Source organism: Dietzia psychralcaliphila (assembly GCF_003096095.1).
Lineage (GTDB): Bacteria > Actinomycetota > Actinomycetes > Mycobacteriales > Mycobacteriaceae > Dietzia > Dietzia psychralcaliphila.
The window spans coordinates 691,330-709,599 of record NZ_CP015453.1 but is presented as its reverse complement, the minus strand read 5'-3'; the positions used below and the strand labels follow the sequence as shown (position 1 = coordinate 709,599).

General features: G+C 69.0%; 15 protein-coding genes. 7 read left to right on the top strand and 8 right to left on the bottom strand.

The features are described from left to right. The first annotated feature begins 1 nt into the window (after position 1). Entirely contained in the window at positions 2 to 1,591 is a 1,590-nt protein-coding gene (locus A6048_RS03150; protein ID WP_033098515.1) for an IS1182 family transposase, read from the top strand. Positions 1,592 to 1,782: 191 nt separating this feature from the next. Here the strand turns inward: A6048_RS03150 and dmpG are convergent, their stop codons facing one another. The 3 genes from dmpG to A6048_RS03135 form a co-directional block, all read right to left on the bottom strand. Next, positions 1,783 to 2,847 (bottom strand): 4-hydroxy-2-oxovalerate aldolase, encoded by a 1,065-nt coding sequence (dmpG, locus tag A6048_RS03145; RefSeq protein ID WP_107748862.1) that lies wholly within the window; start codon positions 2,845 to 2,847, stop codon positions 1,783 to 1,785. Between the two features lie 5 nt (positions 2,848 to 2,852). Then, a complete protein-coding gene (locus tag A6048_RS03140; protein WP_107748863.1) occupies positions 2,853 to 3,785 on the bottom strand; it encodes an acetaldehyde dehydrogenase (acetylating) in 933 nt (310 codons plus the stop codon). A 105-nt stretch (positions 3,786 to 3,890) separates the two neighbouring features. Next, positions 3,891 to 5,555: an HNH endonuclease signature motif containing protein gene (locus tag A6048_RS03135; RefSeq protein WP_107748864.1), complete on the bottom strand. Its 1,665-nt coding sequence runs from the start codon at positions 5,553 to 5,555 to the stop codon at positions 3,891 to 3,893. A gap of 138 nt (positions 5,556 to 5,693) precedes the next feature. Here A6048_RS03135 and A6048_RS03130 point away from each other — a divergent pair, with 138 nt between their 5' ends. Next, on the top strand, positions 5,694 to 6,455 hold the full coding sequence (locus A6048_RS03130) for an IclR family transcriptional regulator (RefSeq protein ID WP_107748865.1): 762 nt from the start codon (positions 5,694 to 5,696) through the stop codon (positions 6,453 to 6,455). Between the two features lie 44 nt (positions 6,456 to 6,499). Here the strand turns inward: A6048_RS03130 and A6048_RS03125 are convergent, their stop codons facing one another. Next, positions 6,500 to 7,285, bottom strand: coding sequence for a 2-keto-4-pentenoate hydratase (locus tag A6048_RS03125; protein ID WP_107748866.1), 786 nt, complete (start codon positions 7,283 to 7,285; stop codon positions 6,500 to 6,502). Positions 7,286 to 7,345: 60 nt separating this feature from the next. On the opposite strand from A6048_RS03125, the gene kstD reads away from it, so the two are divergent. Then, a complete protein-coding gene (kstD, locus tag A6048_RS03120; protein ID WP_107748958.1) occupies positions 7,346 to 9,082 on the top strand; it encodes a 3-oxosteroid 1-dehydrogenase in 1,737 nt (578 codons plus the stop codon). Position 9,083: 1 nt separating this feature from the next. Next, complete coding sequence (locus A6048_RS03115; protein ID WP_107748867.1) at positions 9,084 to 9,944, top strand: MaoC/PaaZ C-terminal domain-containing protein; 861 nt, start codon at positions 9,084 to 9,086, stop codon at positions 9,942 to 9,944. Positions 9,945 to 10,071: 127 nt separating this feature from the next. Here the strand turns inward: A6048_RS03115 and A6048_RS03110 are convergent, their stop codons facing one another. The 3 genes from A6048_RS03110 to A6048_RS03100 form a co-directional block, all read right to left on the bottom strand. Further along, the gene (locus A6048_RS03110) at positions 10,072 to 11,115 is read right to left on the bottom strand and encodes an LLM class F420-dependent oxidoreductase (RefSeq protein WP_107748868.1); all 1,044 of its coding nucleotides are present in this window, start codon (positions 11,113 to 11,115) and stop codon (positions 10,072 to 10,074) included. 77 nt (positions 11,116 to 11,192) lie between these two features. Beyond that, on the bottom strand, positions 11,193 to 11,567 hold the full coding sequence (locus tag A6048_RS03105; protein WP_107748869.1) for a hypothetical protein: 375 nt from the start codon (positions 11,565 to 11,567) through the stop codon (positions 11,193 to 11,195). Then, positions 11,564 to 11,947, bottom strand: a complete 384-nt coding sequence (locus A6048_RS03100; protein WP_235027441.1) for a hypothetical protein — start codon at positions 11,945 to 11,947, stop codon at positions 11,564 to 11,566. Before A6048_RS03100 ends, A6048_RS03105 begins: the two co-directional genes overlap by 4 nt. 34 nt (positions 11,948 to 11,981) lie before the next feature. On the opposite strand from A6048_RS03100, the gene treS reads away from it, so the two are divergent. Then, entirely contained in the window at positions 11,982 to 13,787 is a 1,806-nt protein-coding gene (treS, locus tag A6048_RS03095; RefSeq protein WP_425320804.1) for a maltose alpha-D-glucosyltransferase, read from the top strand. 11 nt (positions 13,788 to 13,798) lie between these two features. Beyond that, entirely contained in the window at positions 13,799 to 15,190 is a 1,392-nt protein-coding gene (locus A6048_RS03090; protein WP_107748870.1) for a maltokinase N-terminal cap-like domain-containing protein, read from the top strand. Between the two features lie 85 nt (positions 15,191 to 15,275). Here the strand turns inward: A6048_RS03090 and A6048_RS03085 are convergent, their stop codons facing one another. Then, entirely contained in the window at positions 15,276 to 16,925 is a 1,650-nt protein-coding gene (locus tag A6048_RS03085) for an AMP-binding protein (protein ID WP_107748871.1), read from the bottom strand. 187 nt (positions 16,926 to 17,112) lie between these two features. On the opposite strand from A6048_RS03085, the gene A6048_RS03080 reads away from it, so the two are divergent. Beyond that, positions 17,113 to 18,192 (top strand): alpha/beta hydrolase, encoded by a 1,080-nt coding sequence (locus tag A6048_RS03080; RefSeq protein ID WP_235027499.1) that lies wholly within the window; start codon positions 17,113 to 17,115, stop codon positions 18,190 to 18,192. Positions 18,193 to 18,270 lie beyond the last annotated feature (78 nt).

Here is an 18,270-nt window from a genome sequence, read left to right as displayed (position 1 = left end):
CATGCAGGGTGAGTGGGATCGGCAGCGTGAGTTGCTGGATGTGGAGTCGGTGGCGGGGCATCTGCTCGAGCCCGGCAGCGTGTTCGCGTTGCTGGCCGAGCATCGGGATCGCTTGTTCCCGGCGGAGTTGTTCGCCGATCTGTTTCCCTCGGGCCGGGGCCGGCCGTCGATCCCGGGGGAGGTGATCGCCTCGGTCATCGTGCTTCAGGCTCTGTTTGGGCACTCCGACCGGGAGGCCGTGGATGCGTTGACGTTTGACCTGCGGTGGAAGGCCGCGTGCGGGTACGCGGTCGATGCCAAGGGCTTCGACTCGTCGACGTTGACTTACTGGCGGCGCCGGCTGGCCGCCAGCGAGAATCCGCAGCGGATCTTCGAGGTGGTGCGCCAGGTCATCGCCGAGACCGGAGCGGTCAAGACTAAGACCCGCCGCGCACTGGACTCGACGGTTCTGGATGATGCGGTGGCCCGTCAGGACACGATCACCCAACTCATCGCCCAGATCAGGCGGGTCGGCCGCGAAGTGCCCGGCGCGAAAGAGCTGATCGCCTCCGAGTGCACCCGGTTGGCGGCGGTGTGCGGGCACGATTACTCCGAGGCCGGTAAGCCGCGTATTGCCTGGGATGACCAGGCCGCCCGCGACGAGCTGGTCTCGGCCCTGGTCGCAGACGCTCTGGCACTGCTTGAGGCTCTGGATGTTGAGGCGATCACCGCCGCCGGCGGCAGACCAGCCGAGGCGGTGGCGCTGCTGGCATTGGTCGCCGGCCAGGACGTCGAGCCCGCCGAGGATTCCGATGGCACCGACGGCCGGTGGCGCATCGCCCGCCGCACCGTCCCGGACCGGGTGATCTCTACCGTGGACCCCGATGCCCGGCACGCGCACAAGACCCAGCAGCGTCGCCAGGACGGGTTCAAAGCCCACATCGTGGTCGAACCCGATACCGGGCTGACCACTGCGGCCCGGCTGACTCGGGCCAGCGGTCCGGACAATTCCGACGCCGCCGTCGGTGCGGACCTGGTGACCACAGATCCCACCACTACAGACGTCGAACACATTGAAGTGCTCGGAGACTCGGCGTACGCCACCGGAGACATGCTGGCCACCCTCGCCGGAAAGCAGTGGCTGCCCCTGGTCAAACCCTGGCCGACCAGGCCCGCTGTGGAGGGCGGGTTTGGTCTGGATGACTTCACCTTCGATGCCGCGGCAAACACGTTGACCTGCCCGGCTGATGTCACGCGGACAGTGTCGCCGCAGGGCCGGGCGAAGTTCGGTGCGGCCTGCCGGCAGTGTCCGCTGCGCCAGCGGTGCACCACCTCACAATCCGGCCGCTCGGTGCTGCTGGGCGAGCACCATGTGCTGCAACGCCAGCACCGCCAGCGCGCACAGGGCGAGGACTTCCGGGCCACCTACCGGCAGCATCGCCCGATGGTGGAACGCTCCATCGCCTGGCTCACCCGAGGCGCCCGACGAGTGCCCTATCGCGGGGTGGATAAGAACAACAGCTGGCTCCACCACCGCGCCGCCGCCCTCAACCTACGTCGACTGCTAGCCATGGGCCTGACCCACCAGAACGGAGCTTGGGCCCTGGCCTGACCAGCAGTTAGGGGAGCCGCCTCTCACCGATGGCCGGTGAGACCGCGCATAATCACATCAAGTGGACCGAAGACCCTCGGTCGTCGCACCCAGAGTGCTGACCTAAAACGCCGCTCGCCATCCCACCGGTGACGCCCGGGCCCGCCGCTCACACGACCGCCAACCCCAATAGCGCCTTGTTCAGCAGTCTCCTAGGCGTTCGCCTGCTCCTTCTGGATCTCCAGAGCGATGTCGATGAGCTGGTCTTCCTGGCCGCCCACCAGCCGACGTTCGCCGGCACGGATGAGGATCTCCGACGACGGCACGCCGTAGCGGTTCGCATGGCCTTCGGCGTGCTTGAGGAACGACGAGTAGCAGCCCGCGTAGCCGAGCATCAGCGCCGACCGGTCGACCACGCACTCGGTCGGCATGAGCGGACGCACCACGTCCTCGGCGGCGTCCGCGATCTTGAAGAAGTCCACGCCGGTGGCGATGCCGAGCTTGTCGCACACGCCCACCAGCGCCTCGACGGGAGTGTTTCCGGCGCCCGCTCCGAAGCGGCGGGTGGAGCCGTCGATCTGCTGAGCGCCGGCGCGGATGGCCATGATCGAGTTGCCGACTCCCACGTCCAGGTTCTCGTGTCCGTGGAATCCCACCTGCGCGTCGTCGCCGAGTTCAGCGACCACCGCCGCGACCCGGTCAGAGACCTGGTCCATGACCAGTGCGCCCGCCGAATCGACGATGTACACGCACTGGCACCCCGCGTCCGCCATGATGCGGGCCTGCTTGGCCAGCACCTCCGGAGGCTGGGTGTGGCTCATCATGAGGAATCCGACGGTCTCCAGCCCGAGTTCGCGGGCGTACCCGAAGTGCTGGATCGAGACGTCGGCCTCGGTGCAGTGGGTCGCGACTCGGCAGATCGATCCCCCGTTGTCGCGCGCTGCGAGGATGTCGTCCTTGATCCCCAGACCCGGCAGTGTGAGAAACGCGATCTTGGCCTGCGTGGCGGTCTCGGCCGCGACCTTGATGAGGTCCTGGTCGTAGGACTTGGCGAAGCCGTAGTTGAAGGACGCACCGCCGAGGCCGTCACCGTGGGTGACCTCGATGACGGGGACGCCGGCACCGTCGAGCGCGGCGACGACGTTACGGACGTCCTCGACGGAGAACTGGTGACGCTTGTGGTGCGAACCGTCGCGGAGGGACGAGTCGGTGATGCGGATGTCGAGGTCGGAGCTGTACGCGCGGGCGTCGGCGTTGTACGGATTTGTCTTGTCCATGGTTCTCACACTCCGAGCGTGGTCTTGGCGAGCTTGGTCTTGGCGATGTCCTCGCCGACCTTGGTGGCGGCGGCGGTCATGATGTCGAGATTGCCGGCGTACGGGGGGAGGAAGTCTCCGGCACCTTCGACTTCCACGAAGATGGCGACGCGCGCCATCCCGCCGGTGATCTCGGTGGGCGGGTCGAACTGCGGTTCCTGGAGCAGCCGGTACCCCGGGACGTACTCCTGGATCTCCTTCTCGCGCTTGCGGATGGCGGTGGTGATGAGGTCGTGGTCGGCATCCTCGGGGATGGCGCAGAAGATGGTGTCCCGCATGATCATGGGCGGCTCTGCGGGGTTGAGGATGATGATCGCCTTTCCACGCTTGGCGCCACCGACCTTCTCGATGGCCAGCTTGGTGGTCTCGGTGAACTCGTCGATGTTCGCGCGGGTCCCCGGCCCCGCCGACTCCGAGGAGACGGACGCGACGATCTCCGCGTACTCCACCGGCACGACCGACGAGACGGCGTGGACCATCGGGATGGTGGCCTGTCCGCCACAGGTGACCATGTTGTGGTTGGGCGCGTCGACGTGTTCGTGCAGGTTCGCGGGAGGGATCACCATCGGGCCCACCGCGGCGGGCGTGAGGTCGATGGCAGTGATGCCCGCCGCCTCGTAGCGGGGTGCGTACGCCTTGTGGACGTAGGCGCTGGTGGCTTCGAACAGCAGGTCGGGCTTCTCGCCTCCCGCCTCGATCGAGGCGAGCAGTTCGTCGGCGCCGCCCGACATACAGGTCAATCCGTGGTCCGCGGCGCGCTTCATCCCCTCGGACTCCGCGTCGATACCGATCATCCACTTGGGCTCGATGTACTCACTGCGCTCGAGCTTGTACATGAGGTCGGTTCCGATGTTTCCCGACCCGACTATCGCGGCGCTGAGCTTGGTCTTTTCTGTCATACCGACAGTCTCACCGCGTGGATCACCTGCCACAATTGGGCGTGCCACTCAGCGGAACAACTGGATCGGCGGACTACTGGGTCTGACCGGCAACAGAGTCCGATCTCAGGCGGGGCGGGTCTCGGTGCCTGGCGCCCGGTGGAGCGAGTTGGGGCGGGGCCGTTCGACTCCTGGCGGGTTGGCGAGGTAGCCGTCGGGGCTGATGAGGCGGTCGAGGTGGGTTCGCCATCGGTGGTCGAGGATCCGGTTTCGGGCTTGGGCCAGGGGGCCGGTGGGGGTGGTGCGGTGTTGGTGTCCGGTCTCGGTGAAGATGGTCAATTCGCCGAGGGGTCCGGGCTGGTAGGCGCAGTGTCCGAAGGTCTTCTCGCGGTGGTGCTTGCGGCAGAGGCAGATCAGGTTCCACTCGGCGGTCGGTCCGCCCATCTCGGGACTGTGGTGGTCGAAGGCGATGATGTGGTCGATTTCGCAGTCCTTGGCATCGACGGTGCATCCGGGGTGGCGGCAGGTGCCGTCACGGAGACGGATCCGCTCGGCCAGTGCAGGGGTGATGAAGTACTTGAGGACCGCGTCGGGCACGTCGAGCACTCCGGGTTGGGGGTCGATGAGTTCGAACCGAACTTTGGCGTCCCCGCCGGTCAGTAGTTCCTCGCACAACCAGTCGAAGCTGGCGTAGGCGCCGGTGACGAACTGGACCCGGTTGGGCAGGCCCTGGGCGATCGAGTTGATGATCGAGATCCGCACCGGCTTGTCGGTACCCCACGACGCACCCAGGGGCGGACGGTCACCCCTGGAACCGTCGGCGGAATCCGTGGAGTCAGCCGGTTCGGCAGTGCCCGCGGCGTCGCAGGAGCCAGCGGTGTCGGCGGGGTCGCGGGAGCCAGCGGTGTCGGCGGGGTCGCGGGAGTCGGCGGTGTCGGCGGGGTCGCGGGAGTCGGCGGGGTGGATGTCGTGGCCCTCGGGGTCATGCAGTGCGGCGCCGATGTCGTCGGTGTTCGGGTCACCCAGGGCGGCCAGGGCGTCGGCGCGCAACTGGTTGCGGGTGCGGGGATGGCCGGCGTCGTGGGCGTTACGGGCTGCGGCGTCGATCCGGCGGCGGAGTTTCTCGGCGTCGGCGCAGGGCAGGTTCGCCCACATGCTGGTCATGCCACTTCGGCCGGGGCGGAACCGGACGGTGCGTTGCTCGGCGGCGTCGGAGACGGCGTCCTGGGCACCGGTGGGGTCGCAGCGTTCGCGGGCGGCATCGACGGCGGTGTCCAGGGCTGCCCGGCTGGGGCGGTGGCCGCCGTCCAGTGCGCGGGCCAGGGCCCCGACCACCTCGGACTCGACCTCGCCGATGGTCTCGTCGGGGATCTCGGCCAACCGGCAGGCGGTGTCGATGGCCAACTGTTCGGGAAACTGGCCGCGCTCGACGGCCTTGCGCAACCGCGACAAGCGGGTGTGGATCTGCACGGCGGCGGTGACCAACCGCCCGGCGTGCCAGGTGGTCAGCGCCATCGCCGCGGCCAGGTGGTCGCGGGCCCGATCGGCCGGGTCCAGGCGGGCGAACGCCGGCCGCGGGCACACCACGTCGCCATGGGCGGCCTCGTCGAGGCGCCTCATCGTGTCGACGATGTGGTGAGCGGCCTGCAGACGGGTTGCCGCCGCGAGGTTCTGCGCCAACGTGGCCGACCGCGCCACCTCACTCAGCGCCTCGGCGCCGAGCGTGTCCAACGGCTCCGGCGCCACGCGAAGCGACCCGTACTCGAACCAACTCGCCATCGTCACGCTCATCACCGCCACACCTCCCGCGCCACAACCGACGACCCGTCATATTCGAACGTGTGTACTACACTAGTGCAACCGTCGAATTAGCGCAAGTGTTCGAACAAGACGGGCCGCGATGTCGGGGCCCCGCGCTACACTCACCGCATGAACGAACCACCCGCCTCCCCCGTCGACCGCGCCTTCGACGTGCTACGGGTGACGGCGGCGGGCACCGGCCTGACCCTGAGCGAGATCTCTCGCGAGGCCGGGCTGGCCAAGTCCACGACCCTTCGCCTACTGACCGCGCTGGAACGCAACGATGCGGTGACGCGCATCGGACAGCGCTACCGACTTGGGCCGCTGGTGCACGAGCTCGATCCGACACCCGCCTCGCCGGTGTACGAGCGGACCCGCCGCGTCCTCACTCCCTTCCTCGCGCACCTATTCGAGGCGACCCGGGCGACGGTGCATCTGGCCACGCTGCACGGTGACGAGGTCGTGTACCTCAACAAGCTGCACGGTCCGCGGCCGATCCCGTCGCCGTCGCGGATCGGCGGCGGACTGCCGGCCTATTGCACCGGTGTGGGCAAAGCGATGCTGGCGTTCGACGACGCGGCCGCCGAGCGGGTGACGCAGGGCCCTCTGGTCGCCTGGACTGAGACCACGTTGACCTCGCCGGATGCGCTCGCCGTGGAGCTCGCGGAGATCCGGCGCAGGAGGCGAGCGGTGGATAGGGCGGAACTCACGCCAGGCCTCTACTGTGTGGCCGCGCCGGTGTTCGACGACGACGAGGAGGGCACCGGAGGCACGCGAGCAGTGGCGGCCTTGTCCGCGAGTGCCGCGGACGGGGCTGCACTCGCGCGACTCGAGCCGCTGGTCACCAGGGTGGCGGTGGCCGCCAGTCGCGCGATGGCGTCAGACCGCTAGGAGAGGCGTCCTAGCTGGACTCCGGCGTCAGCTCACGTCCCGCGCTAGTTGAATTCCATGGTCACGTCGCCCAGGCCCGCGAACTCCGCGCGGAAGGAATCGCCGGGAGCGGCGTCCATGGCGCGGATCGCGGTGCCGGGCAGGATCACGTCGCCCCTGCGCAGGCGGACGCCGAACTTGGCGACCGTCGAGGCCAGCCAGCCCACCGAGTTGAGCGGGTTCCCCAGTACCGCGTCGGACCGACCCGAGGCCAGGAACTCACCGTTCTTGTAGAGGGTCGCGTCGATCGCGGCGACGTCGATGTCCGCCAGCCTCACCCGCTGCGCCCCCACGACGTACCCACAGGAAGAGGCGTTGTCAGCGATCGTGTCGGGCAGGGTGATCTTCCAGTCGCGGATCCGCGAGTCGATGAGCTCGATCGACGGCACCACCCACTCGATGGCCGCGGCGGCCTCCTCCTGCGAGCACCCCTCCGGCGGGATGTCGGAACCGAGGATGAAGCCCACCTCGACCTCGACACGTGGGAAACAGAATCGGGCAGCCTCGACCGGGGCCCCCTCGGGGTACTCCATCGTGTCGAGGAGATGTCCGTAGTCGGGCTCGTCGACGCCCATCATCTCCTGCATGGCCTTGGAAGCCAGGCCGACCTTGTGCCCCGTGACCACCGCGCCGGCCCCGAGCTTCCGCCGGATGTTGACGAGCTGGATCTCGAACGCGTCATCCGGGGTCATGTCGGGGTGGTCGGCGGTGAGCGGCGCGATCGGAGCGACGTCGGCTTCGGCGTCCCAGAGTCGCTGAGCGAGTGTGGCGCGGGTCTCCTCATTGAGCATGAACGGGATGCTACCTCGACCGTCTGGCGCTACAGCCCCCGGTTCTATAACGTGTTCTACATGGCAGACCAGGAATTCGACGTCGTCGTCGTCGGCAGCGGTGGAGCAGGCATGACGGCCGCCCTCGCAGCAGCGAAGAAGGGCCTCAGCGTGGTCCTCGTGGAGAAGGCCCCCCACTACGGAGGCTCCACCGCCCGCTCCGGTGGCGGCGTGTGGATCCCGGGGAACTCCGTCCTCCGGCGGGACGGGGTCCAGGACACCCCTGAGGCCGCCCGCACCTACCTCCGGTCGATCGTCGGCGACGTCGTGGCCCCGGAGCGGATCGACGCGTACGTCGACCGTGGCCCCGAGGTCCTGGAGTTCGTCCTCGACAACTCCCCCCTCGAGATGGAGTGGGTCGTGGACTACTCGGACTACTACCCCGAGGCCCCGGGGGGACGGCTCGGCGGCAGGTCAGTCGAGCCCAAGCCGTTCGATCTGCGCCAGTTGGGCTCAGAGGCGTCGAGGCTCGAGCCCCCTTACGCCAAAGCCCCCGCGAACATGGTGGTCAAGCAGTCCGACTACCGCTGGCTCAACCTGCTGCAGCGCCCCACCACCAAGGGCATCCGGCGCTCGGTCCGGGTCTCGGTTCGCATGCTCGTGGCCAAGGCCCGCGGGGCCAACATGGTGGGCATGGGCCGCGCGCTCATCGCCGCCATGCGCAAGGGCCTCCTGGACGCGGGCGTCCCGGTGTGGCTCAACACGCCGATGACGGGGTTGGTCACCGAGGGCAGTGGCCGGGACGAGCGGGTCGTGGGAATCACCGTCACCCGTGGAGGTGAGGAGCAGACGCTCCGCGCCCGCCGAGGCGTGATCATCGGCTCGGGCGGGTTCGAGCACAACCAGGAGATGCGCGACAAGTACCAGCGCCAGCCCATCCCCACCTCGTGGACCGTCGGTGCCGCCGCCAACACCGGCGAGGGGATCGAGTACATGGAGAAGGTGGGTGCGGAACTGGCCTTCATGGAGGACGCATGGTGGGGTCCCACGATCCTGCTCCCCCGCGGTCCCTGGTTCGCGCTCGCCGAGCGGTCCCTGCCCTGTTCGTTCCTCGTCAACTCGCGCGGCGAACGGTTCATGAACGAGTCCCTGCCCTACGTCGAGGCCGGCCACAGGATGTACGGCGGCGAGTTCGGCCAGGCGGCACCCGGCCAGGAGGGAGCCGAGGGCGAGAACGTCCCGGCCTGGATCATCTTCGACCAGGAGTACAAGAACCGGTACCTCTTCGCCGGTCTCCAGGCGAAGCAGCCGTTGCCGAAGAAGTGGCTCGCGACGGAGAACTTCCACAAGGCCGACACCCTCGCCGAGCTCGCCGACCTCATCGGCGTCCCCGCCGAGGCGCTGGAGAAGACGGCCTCACGCTTCAACGGCTTCGCCGAGAAGGGCGTCGACGACGACTTCCAGCGCGGTGTCTCGGGATACGACCACTACTACGGTGACCCCACCAACAAGCCCAACCCGAGCCTCGGTCCCGTCCGCAAGGCCCCGTTCTTCGCCGCCAAGATGGTGCCCGGTGACCTCGGCACCAAGGGCGGGGCGAACACCGACGTCCACGGCCGCGTGCTCCGCTCGGACGGCTCCGTAATCGAGGGACTGTACGCCGCCGGCAACGCGTCGTCGCCGGTCATGGGTCACACCTACGCCGGGCCCGGGGCGACCATCGGCCCCGCGATGGTCTTCGGGTACCTCGCGGTCGAGCACATGCTGGCCGGAGCCTCATCCGAGTCCACCGCCAACACCGACAAGACGGGAGTCTGACGTGCCGATCGACCTCTCGACGGCCCTGGGGGCCGAGCTCCCCTCCCAGGAGTTCTCCTGGACCGCCTCCGACGTGGCGCTCTACGCGCTCGGCGTGGGCGCGGCCGGCGATCCGATGGACACCGTCGGGCTGGCCTACGTGGACGACTCGCAGCCCAAGGTCCTTCCGTCGTTCGCCACCGTCGCCGCCACGATGAACGTCACCGAGGCCCCGCGGGTGTCGTTCCCCGGTGTCGAGATCGACCTGGCCAAGGTCGTGCACGGCAGCCAGTCCGTCGAGCTCCACCGCCCCATCCCCGCGGACGGCACCGCCGTCACCACCACCCGGATCGCCGAGATCCAGGACAAGGGCTCCGCCGCGGTGATCATCCAGGAGTCCGAGACCGTCTCCGCCGAGGGCGAGAAGCTGTGGACCTCGCGGTCCGGGATCTTCGCCAAGGGTGAGGGTGGCTTCGGTGGCGAGCGCGGAACCTCCGAGAAGGTCGAGTACCCCCAGCGGGAGGCCGATCACACCATCGAGGTCGAGAGCCTGCCGCAGCAGGCGCTGCTCTACCGCCTCTGCGGTGACCGCAACCCGCTGCACTCCGATCCCGCGTTCGCCGAGGCGGCCGGGTTCCCGCGGCCCATCCTCCACGGGCTGTGCTCCTACGGCATGGTGCTGCGGGCGGTCGTCGACGAGGTCCTCGGAGGCGATGTCGAGCGGGTCCGCGGGTACGGCGTGACCTTCGGTGGCGTCTTCTTCCCCGGTGAGACCATGCGCATCCGGGTGTGGGAGGACGGCTCGCAGCTGCTCGTGGCCGCCACGGCCGCCGAGCGCGACGACGCCCCCGTGCTCAAGAACGTGGTGGTCACGCTCGCCTGACCCGGCGACGCCGATCCCCGACACGACAACGATCAAGACGACAACTCCCCGCGGTCGACGACCGCGGGGAGTTGCTCGATAACTCGGGGCGTTGCGCTATCCGGAGACCGTCAGCCCCGGGGTTCCCTCAACACAGCGCGCGGAACTGCTCAACGAGGCGGACACGGCCGGGCGCGTCCATCGCCATGGGTGTGACGGTCAGAGTGGTGGCCCCGGCCTCGCGGAAGGCTTCGACCCGCTCCGCCACGTAGGACTCGGGGCCGATCAGCGAGACCGACCGCACGAGCTCGTCGGGCACCGCGGCTGCCGCCTCGTCCTTCTTGCCCTCCAGGTACAGGTCCTGGATTCGGGCGGCCTCGGCCTCGTAGCCGTAGCGGCACGCGAGCTCGTTGTAGAAGTTCTTGCCCTTGGCGCCCATGCCACCGATGTAGAGGGCGAGGTGCGGCCGGACCAGATCGAGGTAGCCCGGGACCTCGGACTCGTCGACGATCGCCAGAGGCGGGCCGGCGTACACCTCGAGCTCGCCGAGCGACGGATCCCGCTTCTCGCGCCCCGCTCGCAGGGGCTCACCCCACGCCAGGTGCGCCTTCTCGGGGTGGAAGAACATCGGCTGCCAGCCGTCGGCGATCTCCGCGGCGAGCTCGACGTTCTTCGGCCCCAGCGCGGCCAGCACGATGGGGATGCTCTCGCGCACAGGGTGGTTGATGAGCTTGAGCGGCTTGCCCAGCCCCGTCCCCTGGTCGGCCGGCAGCGGGATCTGGTACTTCGCGCCGTCGTGCACCAGCTTCTCGCGCCGCCACACCTTCCGGCAGATCTCGATGATCTCCCGCGTGCGGCCCAGCGGCGCGTCATATTTCACGCCGTGGAAGCCCTCGACCACCTGCGGCCCCGAGGCACCGAGACCCAGGGTGAACCGACCGTCGGAGACGTAGTCCAGACCCGCAGCCGTCATGGCGGTGAGGGTGGGCGTGCGTGTGTAGATCTGCAGGATGCCGGAGGCCAGCTCCATGTGCGAGGTCCGCGCGGCCAGGAAGCCGAGCTGGCTCACGGCGTCGAACGAGTAGGCCTCGGGCACGAACGCGATGTCCAGGCCCGCCCGCTCGAGATCCGCGGCTTCCGCGGCGACCTCGGAGAACCCGCCGCTGTAGTTGAGTGCCATTCCGATTCGCATGCGGGCGACACTACCGGGCGGGCCGGTCCCCGATCCCGCGGACCACTCATCCCCGAGCCGCCGATCCCGCGGACCCCTTATCCCCGAACCGAAGCTCCTCGAGCAACAGCTCGTTGAACAACAGCTCCTTGAACGACAGTGTCCACCTCTCCGCCCACCCGCACGAACACCCCGACGCGGCGCCGCAGCGGCGAGTCGGTGCGCTCGTACCCCAGGAACCGGAAACCGGCATCCGCGGCCACTGCCAGGACGGTGGACTCGGGCAGGTCGACGTCCGAGGTGGGGACGACGACGAGGTCGGCGGAGCCCAGCATCCGCGCCAGTCGCAGGCGGCGCGTCTGCTCGTCCCCCCGACGGCGCAGTGCCCGGAGCATGGCGACCACGGCGAGCGCCACCAGCCACGCGGCGAGCGGCAGCAGCGCCAACAGCACGAGCACCCAGCCGACACTCATCGGGCGCCCGGCCCGACGGTTCGGGTGGAGTAGTCACCGGTGGACCGCACGCCAGTGGAGCGACTTCCGGTGGGGTGAATGCCGGTGGGGTGAATGCCAGCATCCCGCACGCGGGTGAAGTGCATCGGTTCCAGCCACGGCCCACGCTGGGCGAGCGCCTCGGTGCCACTCACCGGCTCCAGGCCCCTGTTCCGGGCTGCCGCGAGAATGACCGTCCGGGGTAGACGCAGGTCCCAGGGGCGCACGACCACCTCGTCGTCGTCGCCGTCCAACAGCGCCGCCAGCGCGCGGGCACGTCGGCCGTGCCGATCCCGATACGACCGCACCGGATTTGGCCACCCCGCGCCGCGCACACGCTCTGCCGGCTCGATTTTCCGCATGCAACGGATCGTACTGGGCCGTAGGCTCGCCCCCATGTCACCGATGTCGCGCCACCAGGCCGACCTACACGCGTCCGATCCCCGACACTCCGAGACCGAGCTGACCGACGACGGTCACGTGGTCGAGCCCAGCGCCGACAACTACCGGCACGCGACCGAGCTCGAGATCGACCGTGACTGGTACAAGTCGGCCGTGTTCTACGAGGTCCTGGTCAGGGCGTTCAACGACTCAGACGGCAACGGCACCGGGGACCTGCGCGGGCTCACCGAGAAGCTCGACTACCTGGAGTGGCTGGGGGTCGACTGCCTCTGGCTGCCGCCCTTCTACGACTCCCCGCTCCGCGACGGCGGCTACGACATCCGCGACTTCCGGACGGTCCTCCCCGAGTTCGGCACCGTCGACGACTTCGTGGAGTTCCTCGACCAGGCCCACAAGCGCGGCATGCGCGTGATCACCGACCTGGTCATGAACCACACCTCCGACACCCACGCCTGGTTCCAGGAGTCACGCTCCGACCCGACCGGGCCGTACGGCGACTTCTTCGTGTGGTCCGACGACGACACCCGGTACCCGGACGCCCGCATCATCTTCGTCGACACCGAGTCCTCCAACTGGACCTACGATCCCGTGCGCGGACAGTTCTACTGGCACCGCTTCTTCTCCCACCAGCCCGACCTCAACTACGACAACCCCGAGGTCCAGGACGCGATGATCGACGTCCTGCGGTTCTGGCTGGACCTGGGGATCGACGGGTTCCGCCTGGACGCCGTGCCCTACCTCTTCGAGCGCGACGGCACCAACTGCGAGAACCTGCCGGAGACGCACGAGTTCCTGCGCAAGTGTCGAGCGGTGGTGGACGAGGAGTACCCCGGGCGGGTGCTGCTGGCCGAGGCGAACCAGTGGCCCGAGGACGTGGTGGCGTACTTCGGTGAGCCCGAGGTGGGCGACGAGTGCCACATGGCGTTCCACTTCCCGCTCATGCCGCGAATCTTCATGGCGGTGCGGCGCCAATCCCGGTTCCCCGTGACCGAGATCCTCGCGCACACCCCCGGCATCCCGTCGTCGGCCCAGTGGGGCATCTTCCTGCGCAACCACGACGAGCTGACGCTCGAGATGGTGACCGACGAGGAACGCGACTACATGTACGCCGAGTACGCCAAGGACCCGCGGATGAAGGCCAACATCGGCATCCGCCGACGGCTGGCCCCGCTGCTCGACGGCGACCACAACCAGCTGGAGCTGTTCTCAGCGCTGCTGCTCAGTCTGCCCGGATCACCGGTGCTGTACTACGGCGACGAGATCGGGATGGGCGACAACATCTGGTTGGGCGACCGCGATGCCGTGCGCACGCCCATGCAGTGGAGCCCCGACCGCAACGCCGGCTTCTCCCGCTGCGACCCGGGCCGGCTCTACCTGCCGGTGATCATGGACCCGCAGTACGGCTACCAGGGCGTCAACGTGGAGGCGCAGCTCAACTCCACCGCCAGCCTCCTGCACTGGACGCGGCGGATGATCCACGTGCGCAAGAGCCACCCCGCGTTCGGCCGCGGCGAGTTCACCGACCTCGGCGGGTCCAACCCGAGCATCCTGGCCTACCTCAGGTCGATGGACGCCCCCGGCGAGGACTCGGAGTCGGATCTGATCCTGTGCGTCAACAACCTCTCGAGGTTCCCGCAGGCCGTGCGCCTGGACCTGTCGGAGTTCGCCGGCCGACTGCCCACCGAGCTCACCGGCGGGGTCCCGTTCCCCGAGATCGACGCCGACCCGTACCAGCTCACCCTTCCCGGCTACGGCTTCTACTGGCTGGAGCTGCGCAGTCCCACGAAAGCACCGGCATGAGAGGCACCGGCATGAGCATCCCCCCGGTCGAAGACGGCACGCTCACCCGGCTACTGACCGACTGGTTGCCCGCTCAACGCTGGTTCTCGGGTAAGGGGCTCGCACTCACCGGAGTGCGGATCGCCAGACGCGAGGTCTTCCTGGACGACCCGGACGTACTGGTCGAGCACCTACTGGTGGACGTCCTGGTCGACGGCCGGCCCCAGCGCTACCAGGTGCCGATCGCGACCGCGGCCGAGCTGCCCGGGGACCGACGGACGTTCCCGTTGACCCCGGAGGGCGCCTCCCCCGTGGTCTACGACGGGTTGCGCGACCCCCGCGGCACCGAGTCGCTGCTCCGCCACCTGGCCGGGCAGGACGAGGTCGGCGGGCTGCGGTTTCGACTGGTCCCCGGTGCCACGCTGCCCGAGCCCACGCGGGGCCGGTTGCTCGAGGGCGAGCAGTCCAACTCCTCCCTGGTGTTCGGCGACGACCTCATGGTCAAGGTGTTCCGGCTGGTCCAACCGGGCCTGAACCCCGACGTGGAGCTCCACGCCGCGTTGGCCGGTCGGGAGTGCCCGGCCGTGGCGTCGCTGCGGGGCTGGATCGAGCTGGACGGCGGGGACACGGACGGCGGGAACACTGACGACGCGATCGGCCCCACCACGCTGGCGATGGCCCAGGAATTCCTCGCCGGCGCCGCCGACGGGTGGGCGATGGCCACGGCGAGCGTTCGCGATCTGTTCGCCGAGGCCGACCTGCTGGCCGATGAGGTGGGGACCGACTTCGCCGACGAGTCCAGGAGACTCGGTGCCGCCGTGGCGCGGGTCCACAGCGACCTCGCGGCCGCGACCGGCTCCACCACCCGGGACGGCGCCGAGCTCGTGACGGCCATGCGGGCGCGGCTCGACGCGGCGGTGGCCGAGGTCCCCGGGCTGTCCGGGTTCGCCGACGCCGCCCGGGCGGTGTTCGACGAGGTCGCCGACTCCGGCCCGGTGCCCGTCCACCGCGTCCACGGCGACCTGCACCTGGGCCAGACGCTGCGGACCCCGGACCACTGGATCATCATCGACTTCGAGGGCGAGCCCTCCGCCCCACTGGCGGAACGCCGGGTCCCGGACTCCCCCGCCCGGGACGTGGCGGGGATCCTGCGCAGCCTCGACTACGCCGCCCAGCACACGCTGGTCGGGGTCGACGACCGGCAGCTGCGATTCCGGGCTCGCGAGTGGCGGGACCGCAACGTCGACGCCTTCTGCACCGGCTACGCTGAGGTCAGCGCCTCGGATCCGCGCGAGACCGGCGCGCTGCTGCGGGCCTACACGTTGGACAAGGCGCTGTACGAGGTGGTGTACGAGACACGGAACCGGCCCGGCTGGGTGGCGGTGCCGATGGGCGCGGTCGAACGCATCCTCGCCGCAGGCTGAACGCACCGCGGCCGGGCCCGCTGCTGCGGGCCCGGCCTGGCGGGCGGACGGCCGGGATGGCGCCGTGTGGTGACGCCGTGTGGCGTCAGTTGCTGGAGATTCGCTCCTTGGCCCACTTGTAGTCGGCCTTACCGGCGGGCGAGCGACGGATCTCGGGGACGTCCACGATCACCTTGGGGACCTTGTAGTTCGCCAGAGATTCGCGCAGGAATGACGAGAGCTCCTCCGGCTCGGCCGACATCCCGTCGCGGAACGACACGACCGCGGCCACCTTCTGGCCGTAGCGCTCGTCCGGAGCTCCGGCGACCAGCGCGTCGTGGACGGCCGGGTGCGCCTTGAGGGCCTGCTCGACCTCCTCCGGGAAGACCTTCTCGCCACCGGTGTTGATGCAACCCGAGCCGCGGCCCAGGAAGACGATCGTGCGGTCCTCGCGGATCTGACCCATGTCGCCGAGCACGGCGACCCGCTGCCCGTCGACCTCCGGGAAGGTCTTGGCGGTCTTCTCCGGGTCGTTCCAGTAGCCGATGGGGACATGGCCGCGGCGCACGATGTACCCGACCTCCTCCGAACCGGGCGCGATCGGCTGGTTCGACTCGTCGATCAGACCGAGGCGCGGCGTGGGCGAGAGAAGCATCTCGCCCTGCTCGTTCAGGTTCATCTCGCCGTCGTTGCCGGTCTCGGACGCGCCGAAGTTGTCTCGGATGATGACGTTCGGGAACTCCGCGACCAGCCGGTCGCGCGAGGTCTTGGACCAGATACCACCGCCGGAGGCGACCATGAACAGCGCGCTGAAGTCCTTGGTCTTCTTCGCCTCGAGCAGGGCATCGGTGATCGGAACCGCCATGCCGTCGCCGACGAACATCAGCAGCTGGGCCTTGTACTCGGCGGTCGCGTCCACGATCACCTCGGCGTCGAAGTCGCGGAACATGACCAGGTGGCCACCCAGGTTGACGAAGGTCAGCAGGGTGAACAGTCCGGCGCCGTGCATGAGCGGGGCCGAGATGACGATCTTGAAGCCGCCCTCGGGCGAGACGTTGTCCGCGACCTCCTGGGCGCTGTGGCGCTTGTCGCCGTACGGGTTACCGCCGGACAGGCACGCGTAGTAGTAGTCCGACATGTGCCACTGGACGCCCTTGGGGAAGCCGGTGGTGCCGCCGGTGTAGACGATCCAGTGGTCGTCGCCGCGAGCGGGCGCGAAATCGCGCTCCGCGGACTGCGTCGGCAGCTCGGCGTCCACGTCGACGACCGTCAGGCCGTTCTCCGCGCAGGCGTCGGCGAGGACCTGCGGGACGCCGCCCACCACGAGGACCGTGCGGGCGGTCTCGAGCTTGGGCACGGCGGCGGCCATGGTCTCCGCGAACTCCGCGTCGACGAGGACGGCGACCGACTGCGAATCGTTGAACAGGTAGACCAGCTCGGCCGGGGTGTAGCGGTAGTTGACGTTGATCCCGGCCACCCGGATCTTCATGGCCGCGACGATCGCCGCCATGTGCTCGGCACTGTTCTTCATGTACAGCGCGACATGGCTCTGCGGCTCCGCGCCGTGGGCCTTGAGCAGATGACCCATCCGGTTGGCGAGCTCGTCCATCTGACGGTAGGTGTACTCCACCCCGTCCATGGTCAGCAGTGTGTTGTCCGGGATCTTGTCGGCGACGGCCTCGAACACCGCGGCCTCGTTCATCTCCGGGTTTGTTCCGGCGAGTGGATCGGTCGAATGGTCAGCAGCTTCGGTCATGGCAGAATCCTTCGCGAGGGCGGACGAACTGTGGCTGTCCTCACATTGTGACCTGAACTTGTTCTCATGTCCAGACGGCACCCTGAGCAGCGCAAACTTCGAATAAATAGAACGAGTTCTAAAGGTAATCGGTGTGCCAACGGCGAATCTGCGTGACCCCACGCTCAGGACCGCCTACATTTTGGACATGAGTTCACGGCGGTCTCCGCAGAGCGGCACGCCCTATGACGGGGGCCTGATGCTGCCCCACGCCACCCGGACGGGGAGCGTCCCGGTGGACGGTCGCCGGTCCGCCGCCCCGGAGGCGGATCGCCCGTCCGCCCGAAGACCAGCCCTGACGGGCCCCGGAGAGCAGGGGACCCTCCGGTCCCGCGGCCTCGCCGGAGGACTGCGGATGTTCGTCCGGCCGGCCCTCGACAAGATGCCGGCCACCGATGTGTCGCTCGGACGCCTGCGTGCGCTGACCTCCGGCGCCGGTCGAGCGGCAGCCCTGGAGACCACCAACGACTGGTCATCGGACGGCCCCGTGCCCGGTCTGTGGGTGGGCCGGAAGCGGTTCTTCCACTCGGACAAGGTGATCTTCCACATCCACGGTGGCGGATTCACGTTCGGATCCCCCTGGTCGCACAAGGCGCTCGCGTCCCGGATCGCCAGCGAGACCGGCGTGCCCGTCTTCCTGCCCGACTACAGGCTCGCACCGGAGCATCCGCACCCCGCGGCCACGGAGGACACCCTCGCGGGCTGGGAGTGGCTGTTGAGCATGGGGTTCCGCGCCCAGGACATCGTGGTGGCCGGCGACTCCGCCGGCGGCAACCTCGCCCTCCAACTCGTGGCCGCCCTGGAGAGGGAGAAGGCCCCGATGCCGGCGGGGGTCGTCCTGCTCTCTCCGTGGGTGGACCTCGATTTCACGGACATGTCCGCACGGGACCGCGCCCGCAAGGACCCGTTCCTCGCGGTGGGGCTGGCCGAACTCTGTCGCTCGCAGTACGCACCGGGTGTGGACCCCGAGGACCCGGCGATCTCCCCGATCAACTACACCCCCTCCCCCGAGTGGCCGCCGTTCCTCATCCAGTGTGGCGGCGAGGAGATCTTCAGCGGAGGGATCGAGCAGCTCGCCGAGCGATTCGCCGAACACGGGGTCCGCCACGAGTTCCAGCTGTGGCCGCACCAGTTCCACGTGTTCCAGGTCTTCCACCCCCTCGTCCCCGAGGCCAAGGTCGCGGTCCGCGACATCGGGTCGTTCGTCCGCGGGTGTCTACGCGGTTGAGCGACACCCCGGACCGTGGCCACTGCCGTGGCCACGGCCGACGGTGTCATTGGCCAGACACCAGGCTGTTCAGGCGAT

Bases quoted from the DNA above. Each gene is read 5' to 3' on its own strand.
- A6048_RS03080 (WP_235027499.1), top strand. From the start codon at position 17,113: ATGAGTTCACGGCGGTCTCCGCAGAGCGGCACGCCCTATGACGGGGGC.
- A6048_RS03135 (WP_107748864.1), bottom strand. From the start codon at position 5,555: ATGAGCGTGACGATGGCGAGTTGGTTCGAGTACGGGTCGCTTCGCGTG.
- A6048_RS03125 (WP_107748866.1), bottom strand. From the start codon at position 7,285: ATGCTCAATGAGGAGACCCGCGCCACACTCGCTCAGCGACTCTGGGAC.
- A6048_RS03100 (WP_235027441.1), bottom strand. From the start codon at position 11,947: ATGCGGAAAATCGAGCCGGCAGAGCGTGTGCGCGGCGCGGGGTGGCCA.
- A6048_RS03110 (WP_107748868.1), bottom strand. From the start codon at position 11,115: ATGCGAATCGGAATGGCACTCAACTACAGCGGCGGGTTCTCCGAGGTC.
- A6048_RS03130 (WP_107748865.1), top strand. From the start codon at position 5,694: ATGAACGAACCACCCGCCTCCCCCGTCGACCGCGCCTTCGACGTGCTA.
- kstD (WP_107748958.1), top strand. From the start codon at position 7,346: ATGGCAGACCAGGAATTCGACGTCGTCGTCGTCGGCAGCGGTGGAGCA.
- A6048_RS03140 (WP_107748863.1), bottom strand. From the start codon at position 3,785: ATGACAGAAAAGACCAAGCTCAGCGCCGCGATAGTCGGGTCGGGAAAC.
- treS (WP_425320804.1), top strand. From the start codon at position 11,982: ATGTCACCGATGTCGCGCCACCAGGCCGACCTACACGCGTCCGATCCC.
- A6048_RS03085 (WP_107748871.1), bottom strand. From the start codon at position 16,925: ATGACCGAAGCTGCTGACCATTCGACCGATCCACTCGCCGGAACAAAC.
- dmpG (WP_107748862.1), bottom strand. From the start codon at position 2,847: ATGGACAAGACAAATCCGTACAACGCCGACGCCCGCGCGTACAGCTCC.
- A6048_RS03090 (WP_107748870.1), top strand. From the start codon at position 13,799: ATGAGCATCCCCCCGGTCGAAGACGGCACGCTCACCCGGCTACTGACC.
- A6048_RS03105 (WP_107748869.1), bottom strand. From the start codon at position 11,567: ATGAGTGTCGGCTGGGTGCTCGTGCTGTTGGCGCTGCTGCCGCTCGCC.
- A6048_RS03150 (WP_033098515.1), top strand. From the start codon at position 2: ATGCAGGGTGAGTGGGATCGGCAGCGTGAGTTGCTGGATGTGGAGTCG.